Raw genomic sequence first — 13,255 nt, forward strand, 5'->3', positions numbered from 1 at the left:
CACTCTTTTCCCACCCAGATGCAGTTCGGCTCACAATCAGCCACCGACAACCCGATATTGAGCCTTTGGGTTGCACCAGAATCGCCCCGCTTCGCTAGACTGATCCCGTCATCAGGATCCTCTCGGCGGGATCCCCTCATCCATAAAGGAGCACCACAATGAAATTACCCCTGCGTTCCACCCTGCTCTCCCTACTGTGCCTGGCGGCCCTGCCCGCCTCTGCCATGACCTTGAAGAGCACTGACATTCAGGAAGGCCAGCTGATGGACAAGGCGTTCAGCTTCAACGGCTTCGGCTGCAAGGGGGAGAACCGCTCGCCCCAGCTGAGCTGGCAGGACCTGCCGGCCGGCACCAAGAGCGTCGCCATCACCGCCTATGATCCCGACGCCCCCACCGGCAGCGGCTGGTGGCACTGGCTGGTGGTGAACCTGCCGGCCAACCAGAGTTCACTTGCCAGCAACGTCTCCGGCAAACTCAAACAGGGCCTTGAGCTGAGAACCGACTTCGGCAGCCAGGGCTACGGCGGCCCCTGCCCGCCCGCCGGTCACGGCATGCACCGCTACCAGTTCACCGCCTGGGCTCTGCCCGAAGCCACACTCGAGGTGAAGGCAGATACCCCGCCCGCCATGGTAGGCTACATGCTCAATGCCATGGCGCTGGGCAAGGCCACCCTGACCGCCACCTTCGTCACCCCCTAGGAGCCCGCCGGATGAGCGCCCCCTTGCTGCAACTGCATCACTATCTCGGGATCCGTCAGCAGCCGCTGCACAGGGTGCTCATCTATGCGCCGACCATCATCTGGGTACAACAGGGCCACAAGCAGCTGTGGTGGCAGGACAGGCGCCTGTCGTTTGACAAGGGGAGCTGGCTGCTGATCCCGGCAGGCCACCAGCTCACCTTCGTCAACCAGCCCGAACAGGGCAAGTTCAGCTCCCATGCCCTGACCCTGCTGACCCCGCCCCCTACTGAGTGGCTGACTGACGCCCCGGGCACCCGGCTCAGGGAACCACGCCTTGAGATAAGTCCGGCGCTGGCGTTCTGCTTCGAGCTGATCTGCTCCATGGCCAGCCGCACGCTGAGCCAGGCCACCCAGACCCAGCTGCTGCACGGCTTCTATGCCGAGCTGCAGGCCGCCGGCGGTCTCGACCTGCTGTTTCCCGCCAGCACAATGACGCTCGGGGAGCGGCTGGCCCGCTACCTCGGGGTGGAGCCGGGCGCCGACCACAGGCTGGAGACCATAGCCCCCCACTTCGCCATGAGCCGCGCCTCCCTGGTGCGCAAGCTGGCCGCCGAGGGGCGCAGCTTTCGCCAGCTGCTGACCCAGGTGCGCATGAGCCACGCCCTCACCCTGCTGCAACAGGCCCTCACTCCGCTGGAGGTGGCCCTCGCCTGCGGTTATGACTCTCCCAGCCGCTTCGCCGCCCGTTTCAAGCAGGAGTTCGGTCTGACTCCCCACCAATATCTGCGTACCTGTCCCTCAATGGACACTCAACGCCAAGTAAATAGTTACTAAAACACCCTGCAATGTAACCTCGTGTAACCCGGTGATCCGGCTCACATCCCCTCGCTCCACAGTGTGACGAAGCGCCAATATGGCCCGCAGCATTCCCCTACAATGTCTCTTGCAAAAGATTTCACTAAAATAAACGCTAAAAAAGCACCTTCCTTAACCTACAAAATCGTAATTGGAGCGAGACATGTTTCGTAAAAGTTTACTTTCCATCACCCTGAGCGTCGCCCTGTTTGGCCTCACCGCCTGCAACGGCAATGACTCCAGCGCCCCGACTCCGCCCAGTGCGACCCTGGCGAGCCAGTACCAGAACGTGATCGATCGCAGCGGTACCCCGCTCCAGTTCCGAGACTTTGACGGCTACTCCAACCTCAAATACAACCCGCTGCTCGATCTGGGGGCCTGGCACGGCTTCCTGCTGCCCGCCAGCGACAGCGAATGGGGTGGTTTCACCGGCCCCATGGTCATCTCGGAGGAGTACAGCCTCTTCTTCGCCAGCGAGCTGGACCGGCTCAGCCTGAGCGATGAGAGCGGCCGCTCCTATCCGCTCACCGCCGCCAGCAAGTACGAGATCTACGCCATCCCGGGGGCGCTCATCCAGCGATTCGAGTTCGCGCCCTTCACCCTGGAGTTGGAGCTGCGCTACGGCGATGCCCGCACGGCCCTGGTCCGAACCCGACTCATCAACAATCAGGACGCGCCGCTCACCCTCAACCTGACCTGGCAGGGGGAGTTGCTCCAGCAGTGGGATGCCAACAAGACGGTGGCCGAGCAGTACCCGGATTGGACCCGCACCATCAGCCAGAGCGAGCAAGGCATAGAGTTCCAGTTCGGCGAGCTGCGCAGCACCTGGAACATGATGCAGAGCGGCAGCGCCCGCTATCGCATCGATCGCACCCTGCCCAGCCGCACCATCCTGGACGAGAAGGCACTCGGCTACCGGAGCGAGGCCAGCCTCACCCTGGCCGCCAAGGGGAGCGAGGATATCTACACCCTGCAGAGCTACGTTCACAGCAGCGATGACGCCAGCCGCTTCCAGCAGAGCCGCAACGCCCTGCTGGCCAAGCCTGCCAGCTATTTCGACGACTCCATCCGCCGCTGGGAAGGCTATCTCGAGCGCGGCCTCTCCAACCAGGGGATCCCGGAAGCCGAGCGACGCATCGCGGTCAAGGCGATGGAGACCCTCAACGGCAACTGGCGCTCACCGGCCGGCGCCATCCTCCACGACGGGGTCACCCCCTCCAACACGGCTCGCTGGTTCGACGGCGTCTGGGCCTGGGACAGCTGGAAGCACGCCTACGCCATGGCCCACTTCAACCCCGAGGTGGCCAAGAACAACGTGCGCGCCATGTATGACTACCAGGTCCAGCCCGATGATCCGGTCCGCCCGCAGGATGCCGGTATGGTGATCGACGCCGTCTTCTACAACAAGCTCTCCGATCGCGGCGGCGATGGCGGCAACTGGAACGAGCGGGACACCAAGCCGCCGCTCTCCGCCTGGGCCATCTGGGAGATCTACGGCGCGACCAAGGACAAGGCCTTCATCGCCGAGATGTATCCGAAGATCCAGGCCTATCACGACTGGTGGTACCGGGCGCGGGACAACAACCGCAACGGCATCATCGAATACGGCGCCACCAAGCACGTCGAGCACAACGACGAATTCGGCAATATCACCTTCAAGGTGCAGTACGCCAGTGACGTGCCCGCCGGGCTGGATCTGTCGAGCTGCACCAACGAGGGGGACGGCTGGTATGGCTGTGCCGGCATGGCGCTCTATCAGCAGGTGCTGAGCGTCGGCGGCTATGCCGACATGGATATCGGTGCCCAGCACGGCGCCGGCTGGGAGTCCGGCATGGACAACGCCGCCCGCTTCGGCTTCATCGAGCCGGATCAGCTGCAGCGCTACGCCGACAAGACTTACGCAGGGGATCTAGCCAAGGCGCGCCAGGACTGGAACGTCGCCTTCTTCGAGAACCACGAAGATGACGGCAGCCTCATCGGCTTTTCCATCGATCAGGAGTCGGTGGAGCTGAACGCCTTCCTCGCCAAGGAGAAGCGCATCCTGGCGGACATGGCCGATCTCCTCGGCAAGCCGGACGAAGCGAGCCGCTATCGCGAGGGCGCTACCCAGCTCGCCGGCTATATCAATACCTGTTTGTTCGATGAGACGTCGGGCTTCTATTACGACCGCCAGATCCATCAAGGGGATGTGGCGGACGGCAACGGCTGCGTCGGCAAGCTGCTGACCGCCCGTGGCCGTGGCCCGGAAGGCTGGAGCCCGCTCTGGGCCGAGGTGGCGGACAAGGAGAAGGCCGCGCGGGTGCGCGAGGTGATGCTGAGTAGCCAGGAGTTCAACACCAGGGTGCCGCTCGGCACGGCGGCCCTGACCAACCCGGCCTATGACCCCGACATCTACTGGCGCGGCCGGGTCTGGCTGGATCAGTTCTACTTCGGGGTGAAGGGGCTGGAGAACTACGGCTATCGCAGCGATGCCCAGATGCTGGTCAACAAGCTGTTTGCCAACGCCGAAGGGCTGGCGGGCAGCGGCCCCATCCGCGAAAACTACAACCCGGAGACAGGCGCCATGCAGGGGGCCAGCAACTTCAGCTGGAGCTCGGCCCACCTCTATATGCTCTATCGCAACTTCCTTAAAACAGAGGGCTAATCCCTTCTTCCAGCGGGAATGAGCCAACAAAAAGGCCTCCATATGGAGGCCTTTTTTAGCAGGAAGGTTTGGCTTACTTGACCGTCACCCGGGCAAACTTGCGCTTGCCGACCTGATAGACGGCGGTGCCGGCACCTATGAGTGCCTTGCCATCGTCCAGCTTGTCGCCATCAACCTTGACCGCGCCCTGCTTGATCATGCGCAGCGCCTCTGAGGTGGTGGTCACCAGATCGGCATCCTTGAGCAGGTTGGCGATCGGCAGACCTTCGCCTTCCAGTGCCAGCTCGACTTCCGGCATCTCGTCCGGAATGGCGTTCTTGGAGAAACGCTGGGTGAAATCTTCGTGAGCCGCTTCGGCTGCCGCTTCATCGTGGTAGCGGGTGATGATCTCTTTCGCCAGCCAGATCTTAACATCGCGCGGGTTCAGGGTAGCGGCAGCGATGCCCGCCTTGAAGCCTTCGATGTCGGAAAGCGGGCGAGAGGAGAGCAGCTCGTAGTAGTTCCACATCAGGTCATCTGTGATGGACATGATCTTGCCGAACATCTCGCCCGGGGCATCGTGCACGCCTATGTAGTTGGCGGCGGACTTGGACATCTTCTTGACGCCGTCCAGACCGACCAAGAGCGGCATCATCAGCACGCACTGGGCGGCCATGCCGGCATCTTTTTGCAGCTCGCGGCCCATCAGCAGGTTGAACTTCTGATCGGTACCACCCAGCTCGACGTCCGCCTTCAGCGCGACCGAGTCATAGCCTTGCAGCAGCGGATAGAGGAATTCGTGAATCGCGATGGATTGGCCGCCGGTGTAGCGCTTCTTGAAGTCGTCGCGCTCCATCATGCGGGCTACGGTCTGCTTGGCCGCCAGCTTGATCATGCCGGTCGCGCCCAACTCGCCCAGCCAGCTGGAGTTGTACTCGATGCGGGTCTTGGCGGGATCGAGGATCTTGAACGCCTGCTCGGCATAGGTGAGGGCGTTGTGCTTGATGGCCTCTTCGGAGAGCGGCGGACGGGTGCTGTTCTTGCCGGAGGGATCACCCACCATGGCGGTGAAGTCACCGATCAGCAGGATGATCTCGTGGCCCAGATCCTGGAAGGTCTTCAGCTTGTTGAGGATCACGGTATGACCCAGGTGAATGTCGGGAGCCGTCGGATCCATCCCCAACTTGATGCGCAGCGGGCGCCCTTCCTTCAACTTGGCGACAAGTTCTTCTTCCACCAGAATTTCTTCCGCTCCGCGCTTGATCTCGGCTAGCGCCACCTCGAGCTGGGACATTTTTTGACTCTCCAATCACGATTCCACAGGGCCAAACATATTACTGGAATGGCGGGCCAATTGGAAAGGCTGTAAAATCCGCCCATTCTGCCCGACTTCGTCAGCTTCGCATGGTTATTTGGAACGCCTTCAACTCTCTCCCCACCTGGCACCGCAAGATGGTGCTGATCCTGAGCATCATGGTGATGATGCTGGCGGCCTGGCCAAGCGAACAGGCGGTCGCCACTCGGGTCGATGACAACGGCAACGAGCTTGCCGCCGAGCCGCAAGCCGACGAGGACGAGCTGCTGGCCCAGGCCGAGCTGCCCGTCACCCCGCCCAAGCCCAGCTACATCACCAAACAGGTGAAGGTACGCAGCGGCGACAACATGGGGGTCATCTTCCAGCGCCTTGGCCTCAGCACCACGGATCTGCACCTGATCGATCAGCTCGAGGGCACGGATACACTGCGCCTGCTCAAACCCGGTCAGGAGCTCACCTTCAAGCTCACCAAAAATGGCGATCTGCACAGCCTCTATTATCCCCACAGCCTGGAACAGGCGCTGAAAGTGAGCCGCAAGGCCGACAGCTTCGTGGCCAGACCGGTCAAGCTGGAACTCGATACCCGCGAGCAAGTGGCCAAGGGCGAGATCCGCTCCAGCTTCTGGGGCGCCGCCGCCGAGGCGGGCATGACAGAAGATCAGATCATGGATCTCGCCGCCATCTTCGGCTGGGACATCGACTTCGCCCAGGACCTGCAACCGGGAGACAGCTTTCGGGTGGTCTATCAGGAGAAGTATCAGGATGACGAGCGGGTGGCCTCCGGCGACATCCTGGCCGCCGAGTTCGTCAACCAGGGCGCCACCTATCGCGCCGTGCTGAACGAAGATGGCAACTACTACACGCCGGAGGGCAAGGCGATGCGCAAGAGCTTCCTGCGCGCGCCGGTCAACTTCAAGTACATCAGTTCCAACTTCAATCCGCGCCGCCTGCACCCGGTCACCGGCAAGATCCGTCCCCACAACGGCATCGACTATGTGGCACCTGTGGGCACCCCCATCATGGCGGCGGGTTCCGGCAGCGTGGTGGCAGCCGGTTACAACCAGTTCAACGGCAACTACGTCTTCATCAAGCACGCCGGCAACTATGTGACCAAGTACCTGCACCTCTCCCAGCGCACCGTCAACAAGGGACAGCGGGTGAAGCAGGGCCAGACCATAGGCAAGCTGGGCGGTACCGGGCGCGTCACGGGCCCGCACCTGCACTATGAATTCGTGGTGGGCGGCGTGCACAAGAACCCGCGCACCCTCAATCTGCCCCAGGCCGAGACGCTCAGCGGACGGGAGCTGGCCAACTTCAAACTGCTGGCGATGCCGCAACTGGCCAAACTCGACCAGCTTGACAAACCTGAGCTGCAGCTGGCCCAGAACAAGCGGACCAACGGCGGTAACTGAGCCGCCGTTGCGGGCCAGAGACCTCGACCCACAAGGAGCAGTCATGAGCGAACGCTATATCGGATGGGTGTCGGGCGCCAGAATACGGTACGGGATAGAGGCCGCGCCCTCTCTCAAGTACTTTTTCCCGGCCTGCAAGTAAGGAAGCCCCATGACCGAACGCTATATAGGCTTGATGTCCGGCACCAGAATACGGTATGGGATCGAGGCCGCGCCCTCTCTCAAGTACTTTTTCCCGGCCTGCAAGTAAGGAAGCCCCATGACTGAACGCTATATAGGCTTGATGTCCGGCACCAGCATGGATGGTATCGACGCAGTGCTGGTGCTGATCGAGGGGGATGAACTGCGGGTCGAAGCGGCCCTCAGTCACCCCTGGCCCACCGCTCACGAGCTACACCAGCTCTGCACCCCGGGCGACAACGAGATCGACCGTATGGGGGTTGCCGACAACCTGGTCGCCCGCGAGTTTGCCGCCGCCACCCACGCCCTGCTGGCCAAGGCCGGCCTCACGCCTGCCGATATTCGTGCCATCGGCAGCCACGGCCAGACCATCCGCCACCGCCCCCAGCTCGGCTTTACCCTGCAGATCGGCAACGCGGCCCTGCTGGCGGCGCTGACCGGCATCGATGTGGTGGCCGATTTTCGCACCATGGACATGGCCCTCGGCGGCCAGGGGGCACCGCTGGTACCCGCCTTCCATCAGGCTTTCTTTGCCCGCCCCGGCGCCCTGCGGGTGGTGCTCAACCTCGGCGGCATCGCCAATATCTCTGTGCTGCCGGGCCAGGCCGACGGCGTCTATGGCTTCGATACCGGCCCGGCCAATACCCTGCTCGACGGCTGGTATCGCCGTCATCACCCCAAGGGTGCCGGCTACGATGCCGGCGGCCAGTGGGCGGCCAGCGGCAGGTTTATCCCTGCACTGCTGGAGCAGTTGCTGGCTCACCCCTACTTTGCCGCCCCCCACCCCAAGAGCACGGGGCGGGAGATGTTCACCCTCGACTGGCTCGATGGCGAACTGGCCGGCCACGCCCATGCCCCGGCGGATGTGCAGCGCACCCTGCAGGCGCTCACCTGCCACAGCATAGCCCGCCAGCTGCCCGCACTGGCTGATGCGCAAAGCCGGCCCGAGCTGTATGTCTGCGGCGGCGGCGCCCATAACGCCCCGCTGCTGGCGGAGCTGGCCAGCCTGCTGCCCGGCTGGCGCATAGCCAACACGGCCGAGCTGGGGATCGCCCCCGACTGGATGGAGGGCGCGGCATTTGCCTGGCTGGCGCAGCGCTTTATCCACCGCAAACCCGGCAACCTGCCCGCCGTTACCGGTGCCAGCCGTCTTGCAGTCCTGGGCGCCCTCTATCCCGCCTGAGCACCAACCTGGATCACCACCTTTACCTATCAACGGCGCCATTGAGTGCACAATGGCAGGAATGGCAGGATCAGACAGGCTCCCATTGAACGGATGCCGGCATGCCGCTATCGAGGCACCCGGATCCCGCCGGCCACCCCTTTCGGGCTGAAGAGCACCTGCCAGAGCTGGATATTCCGGGCACGAAATGCCCCGGCACAGGCGCCCAGATAATAGGTGAACATCCTGTAGAATTGCTCATCGTAATTTGCCTTCAATTTTTTCCAATTGGCATTGAAACGGGCTAACCAGGCCATCAGCGTGCGATCATAATCCGCACCGAAGTTATGCCAATCCTCCATGACAAAATGCTTTTCACTGCTCTGTGAAATCTGAAGTACCGAGGGAAGGCAACCGTTTGGGAATATGTATTTATCGATCCAAGGATCCACATCAAGATCGCTTTTATTGGAACCTATGCTGTGCAACAAAAATAATCCATCATCAACCAGACTCTTTGCTACCACATCAAAGTAGGCGGCATAGTTTTTCGGCCCAACGTGCTCAAACATCCCAACCGAGACGATTCGATCAAATTGCTCATCAAGATCGCGATAATCTTGCAAGCGAATATCCACGGGCAAACCGGCACAATTTTTCTGCGCCAGAACCTGCTGCTCCGCCGATATGGTCAGCCCGACGACAGAAACACCATAATGCTCTGCGGCAAAACGGGCTAATCCTCCCCAGCCACAGCCAATATCCAGCAGCCGCATATTTTTCTGCAGTTGCAGCTTCTCGCATATCAGATGCAACTTGTCGTTCTGCGCCTGCTCCAACCCGCTGGCATTAGCCCAGTAGCCACAGGAGTACTGCATGTAGGGATCCAACATAAGCTCGAACAGATCGTTACCCAGATCGTAGTGCTCCCTGCCTACCTGCCACGCCCGCTTACGGCTCTGCTTGTTGATGAGACGGCTCGACAGCACATAAAGAATATCGGCAAAGTGACGCGGCATGCGCTCCTCCACCCCGGTGGCAAGCAAGCGACTGAACAATATGTCGAGGCGTGGGCACTCCCACCACCCATCCATATAACTCTCGCCCAATCCTAGTGATCCCTCTTTAATGACTCGCTGAAAGAAGAGGGGATTATGTACATGAATATCATAGGGATGGGGACCATTAATCGTGATCCCAGAATATAAGAGCAGTTCTTCGACAATCTTATAATAATGGTTTTTAGGCACATTCAGATTCAACACTTTTGTTGCCATTGCAATATTCCTGTTTTTTATTTTTATGCGACTGACCATGACATTAAGACAGTCGCAACGGGTGAACTTGGTAAAAAGTTGAAAAATGCTGACATTCTCGATGCAGAGATAATTAAAAAACATCTGGCATATCATTCATCCAAGCTTATGAAGTCAATTCATGCACATCCCGGTCTGGTAGGGATATATAACGAAGAGGCGAGGCGTCAAACAACAGGGTGTTATTATTCTGGCTCGGACAAACCGGCAGCACAGCCTCATCGGTCAGGCTCAGGCCACCTCTCTCGCCTCGTCGGCAGCCCGCAGCAGGCTCTGGCGACCGAGCCAGTAACCCTGCAGATACCCGGACTCCAGCTTGGAGAGATCCTGAGTAAAACGGGAGACCCGAAAATCGGCCGGCGGCGCTATCACCTCGATCTCGCAATCGGCGGGAGGATTGGCGATGAAGTCGAGGGCACTGTTGTAGGAACGATCCCGCTCCAGCAGGGCCTGCACCAGTGCCGGCTGGGTTTTCAGCAGCGCTTTCAACATCCAGCAGAAGCGGGGGGGCTTCTTGCGATAGCCATGGGGTTCAGATAACACCACCGTCATCCGGCGCACACCACGGCGATAGGCTTCTATCACAGGTATGGAGTCGCTGATCCCACCATCGGCCATGGGGCGGCCATCGACGCAAGGGGTATCGTGCTGCACCACCGGCAGGGCACAGGTCGCGGTGAGCACCTCGTCCATGTTATCGGGCCGAACCTGCAGGTAGACGGCGGCGCCTGTCGTTACATCGGTCGCGACCGCATAGAAGGGGATCTGGTGGGCGCAGAAGGTCTCGAGATCCAGCGGAAAACGATGACGACTGGTCCGCCACAGCCAGCCAATATCCACCAAGTCTCCCCCTTTTACGAAGCGCATGGGATCGAGAAAATCGCTGCTACAGGCCAGCTCGGTGATGATGTGATGGCTGCGGCGCGGCTGTTCGCTCAGGTAGGAGACCAGATTGGTCGCACCGGCCGACACCCCGATGATCAGATCGAAGGGGTAGTAACGGCTTTCAACAAAGGCATCGAGCACACCGCTGGCAAAGATGCCGCGCATCGCACCTCCCTCGACAATCAGGGCGGCAGAATGAGAACTTAACATGACAAGGCTCCGTCAGCTGTAATAGGCACAGGGAATAATCCTGCCCAGCGATGGACGCCTTCATGCAGAACACCAAGACGCCGCAGCAGGACGGATCAGGCAAGCATTCTGCGAGGCGGGGGCCAGGCAGGTGCAAACCTGAGACCGTGAAGCGGCTCCCAGTATATGCAGAGCCATAACCTTCAAAAAATGAATTTAAATAATAAAAAACATGCCATTTTGGAATGTTTTGTTTCACCACAGCCTGGCTGACGAAATGCATCCGCCTGCAGTGGCCTGCCCGGATCAGGGCAGACCCGGTCAGGAGGTCTCTTTGGGGGGCTCTATGGTAGTCCCTGACAGCCAACATCCCCCCGGCAACGGCTGGTCTAGCTCAAACAACCGCCGCTGATGAGCTTGGCAAACCGGGAGAGCAATCGCTGCTCAAGAACTTGTTGTAGTTCGACCAGTTGACGACAGGGTGACTGGATTTCCCCATGGTGAGGCTAAGAGACTGACACCACAGGCTGCAAGACTTCGTCCTGCCCTCCCTACCTCTGGCGGCGAGACGGCTCTCATATCATCCAGGTGCCTCTGCAAGAATGCGGCGATGGCCTCGCCGGCGAGGAACGTTGTCAGCCCCCATTGATACGCGATCGATGGCGGCAGATCCCGTCATCAAGGTGGCACGCCCAGAGACTGGCAGCGGATCTCTTGCCCCGTGGCTTATCAACGAGAGCGGGCCGGAAAATATATGCCTGATCCAATGAGCAATATCGCGCCCCGGCGCCTCCCTGATACATTCCCCATGCAGAATGACTGAATCATATTTCAGGGGCATCTTATTGGCGGCAAACTGGTCGTCGGCTAGCATATTTCGAGTCGGCTTGATAGCCCCTGAAAGGGTTTTAAAATACATATCTATGCACAATAAAAACTATTAACTGCAGGATGGCGAATATTTTTAACGCCTCATTCACAGCACTGCCCCTCCCTACTGGAGGGAAGAACCCAGTCCACACGGGCTCGCCCGCGATACCAGACCTGTTTGATCCACCCAGGAATGGTATTCACCCTGAATTGAATAGCAAAACAGCTATATTTCCAAGCGTTGAGCCATCTCATAGAAACGCAATCACCGGTTTGCATCCCCTGATGGCCACTCATAGAATCGCCTCGTCTGAAATAATCAACCCCGTCCCTTCCTCTCTTATCCCATTCAGCTAGTGAGTGGATAAAACATAATAACCTGGGATGCACCCGCTGGCGCACTCGGACGGGACGAACCTGTACCTGAGTTAACAACGAATACTAAAAAGAGGAATATCTATGAGTGGCACCATCATCAAGGCTGCAAGAAATACCACCAATGCCCCCCAGGATCTGGGTCCCTACACCCAGACGGTGGCTTTCTCTCATTACAACAATATTTCTGCCCAGCTGCCGGTCGATCCCAAGACCGGCAAGATGGTGAGTGGCGACGTCAAGGTACAGGCCAGACAGTGCCTGAATAACCTCAAGGCGATCATAGAGAGCATCGGCCACGTCATGGACGATATGGTCAAAGCCACCATCTTCCTGAAAGACATGGCGGATCTGGAAGCGGTCGACGCCGTCTATCGCGAATTCTTCCCGGGCTACCTGCCGACCCGCACCACACTCGCCGTGGCCGCCCTGCCGCTGGATGCCCAGGTGCAGATCGACGCCATCATCTCCAATGGCGAAGGCACCTTCCCGCAGGCGCCCTGCGCCCTGGTGAAGCTGGCCCGCAACAGCGACAAGGCCCCGCACAACCCGCTCTCGACCCATACCGTTGCCTTCTCTCACTACAACAACATAGGCGCGCAACTGCCGGTCGATGCGGCCTCGGGCCAGCTGGTCGCCGGTGGCATCCGCGAACAGGCGGGTCAGTGTCTACGCAACATCAAAACCGTGCTGGAAAGCATCGACGTGCCGTTTGACGACATCGTCAAGGTGAACATCTACCTGACCAGCCTCGCCGATCTGGACGCCGTCAACGAGGTCTACACCACCTTCTTCCCGGACTCCGCCATTGCCCGCGCCGTCGCCTATCTGCCGGCCCGCTCCGTGATCAGCGCAGCAGCGCTGCCGCTGGGTGCCAGGGTGCAGATGGATGCGGTCATCTCCCACGGTGACGGCACACCGCCGCAACTGGTGGAAGACAGACACAACCTGGTGATCAGCGCCCGCAATACCGACAAGGCGCCACGCAGCCCGCTCCATTGCCAGACAGTCGCCTTCTCCCACTACAACCATCTGGCCGCTCAACTGCCGCTGGATATCACCACAGGCAAGACCCTGACCGGTTGTGTCAAAGAGCAGACCGCCCAGTGCCTCAGCCATATCAAGGCCATCGTCGAGAGCATCGATCATGTGATGGACGATATCGTCAAGGTCAATATCCAGGTCAAAAACATCGCGGATCTGGACGCAGTCAACGCCATCTACACCAAATACTTCCCGAGCTATCTGCCGGCCCGCACCGTGATTGGCGTGAGCGAACTGCCCGCCGGCGCCTTGGTGCAGATGGATGCCGTGCTCTCCAATGCAGAAAGTACCCCGCCGCAAGCGTAAAGGTTGCGGAAATAAAAAAGAGACCGGCTATATGCCGGTCTCTT

The 13,255-nt window shown here is 60.0% G+C and carries 9 protein-coding genes; 6 read left to right on the top strand and 3 right to left on the bottom strand.

The genetic code is table 11. The features are described 5' to 3' along the window. Positions 1–158 precede the first annotated feature (158 nt). The 3 genes from AACW87_RS12835 (at position 159) to ygjK (ending at position 4,178) form a co-directional block, all read left to right on the top strand. Positions 159–698, top strand: coding sequence for a YbhB/YbcL family Raf kinase inhibitor-like protein (locus tag AACW87_RS12835; RefSeq protein ID WP_241325137.1), 540 nt, complete (start codon positions 159–161; stop codon positions 696–698). 11 nt (positions 699–709) lie between these two features. Beyond that, entirely contained in the window at positions 710–1,513 is an 804-nt protein-coding gene (locus AACW87_RS12840; protein ID WP_241325138.1) for a helix-turn-helix transcriptional regulator, read from the top strand. Positions 1,514–1,697: 184 nt separating this feature from the next. Continuing rightward, positions 1,698–4,178, top strand: coding sequence for an alpha-glucosidase (gene ygjK, locus AACW87_RS12845; RefSeq protein WP_241325139.1), 2,481 nt, complete (start codon positions 1,698–1,700; stop codon positions 4,176–4,178). 73 nt (positions 4,179–4,251) lie between these two features. Here ygjK and tyrS read toward each other — a convergent pair whose 3' ends face one another. Continuing rightward, positions 4,252–5,451 (bottom strand): tyrosine--tRNA ligase, encoded by a 1,200-nt coding sequence (gene tyrS, locus AACW87_RS12850; RefSeq protein WP_241325140.1) that lies wholly within the window; start codon positions 5,449–5,451, stop codon positions 4,252–4,254. Between the two features lie 110 nt (positions 5,452–5,561). Between tyrS and AACW87_RS12855 the strand changes: the two genes are divergently transcribed. Continuing rightward, positions 5,562–6,884: a peptidoglycan DD-metalloendopeptidase family protein gene (locus tag AACW87_RS12855; protein ID WP_043135571.1), complete on the top strand. Its 1,323-nt coding sequence runs from the start codon at positions 5,562–5,564 to the stop codon at positions 6,882–6,884. Positions 6,885–7,143: 259 nt separating this feature from the next. Next, the gene (locus AACW87_RS12860) at positions 7,144–8,247 is read left to right on the top strand and encodes an anhydro-N-acetylmuramic acid kinase (protein ID WP_241325141.1); all 1,104 of its coding nucleotides are present in this window, start codon (positions 7,144–7,146) and stop codon (positions 8,245–8,247) included. A gap of 107 nt (positions 8,248–8,354) precedes the next feature. Here the strand turns inward: AACW87_RS12860 and cfa are convergent, their stop codons facing one another. Together cfa and AACW87_RS12870 are read right to left on the bottom strand one after the other, a co-directional pair. After that, positions 8,355–9,503, bottom strand: coding sequence for a cyclopropane fatty acyl phospholipid synthase (gene cfa / locus AACW87_RS12865; protein WP_241325142.1), 1,149 nt, complete (start codon positions 9,501–9,503; stop codon positions 8,355–8,357). Positions 9,504–9,773: 270 nt separating this feature from the next. Next, the gene (locus AACW87_RS12870) at positions 9,774–10,637 is read right to left on the bottom strand and encodes a patatin-like phospholipase family protein (protein WP_098983071.1); all 864 of its coding nucleotides are present in this window, start codon (positions 10,635–10,637) and stop codon (positions 9,774–9,776) included. Positions 10,638–11,945: 1,308 nt separating this feature from the next. On the opposite strand from AACW87_RS12870, the gene AACW87_RS12875 reads away from it, so the two are divergent. Next, the gene (locus AACW87_RS12875) at positions 11,946–13,211 is read left to right on the top strand and encodes a RidA family protein (RefSeq protein ID WP_241325143.1); all 1,266 of its coding nucleotides are present in this window, start codon (positions 11,946–11,948) and stop codon (positions 13,209–13,211) included. The last annotated feature ends 44 nt before the right edge of the window (positions 13,212–13,255 follow it).

Origin of the sequence: Aeromonas sp. MR7 (assembly GCF_963899385.1) — a bacterium.
GTDB lineage: Bacteria > Pseudomonadota > Gammaproteobacteria > Enterobacterales > Aeromonadaceae > Aeromonas > Aeromonas bestiarum.

Excerpts from the sequence above, each read along its gene's own strand:
- tyrS (WP_241325140.1), bottom strand. The coding sequence starts at position 5,451 with ATGTCCCAGCTCGAGGTGGCGCTAGCCGAGATCAAGCGCGGAGCGGAA.
- AACW87_RS12840 (WP_241325138.1), top strand. The coding sequence starts at position 710 with ATGAGCGCCCCCTTGCTGCAACTGCATCACTATCTCGGGATCCGTCAG.
- AACW87_RS12835 (WP_241325137.1), top strand. The coding sequence starts at position 159 with ATGAAATTACCCCTGCGTTCCACCCTGCTCTCCCTACTGTGCCTGGCG.
- AACW87_RS12855 (WP_043135571.1), top strand. The coding sequence starts at position 5,562 with ATGGTTATTTGGAACGCCTTCAACTCTCTCCCCACCTGGCACCGCAAG.
- AACW87_RS12870 (WP_098983071.1), bottom strand. The coding sequence starts at position 10,637 with ATGTTAAGTTCTCATTCTGCCGCCCTGATTGTCGAGGGAGGTGCGATG.
- AACW87_RS12860 (WP_241325141.1), top strand. The coding sequence starts at position 7,144 with ATGACTGAACGCTATATAGGCTTGATGTCCGGCACCAGCATGGATGGT.
- cfa (WP_241325142.1), bottom strand. The coding sequence starts at position 9,503 with ATGGCAACAAAAGTGTTGAATCTGAATGTGCCTAAAAACCATTATTAT.
- AACW87_RS12875 (WP_241325143.1), top strand. The coding sequence starts at position 11,946 with ATGAGTGGCACCATCATCAAGGCTGCAAGAAATACCACCAATGCCCCC.
- ygjK (WP_241325139.1), top strand. The coding sequence starts at position 1,698 with ATGTTTCGTAAAAGTTTACTTTCCATCACCCTGAGCGTCGCCCTGTTT.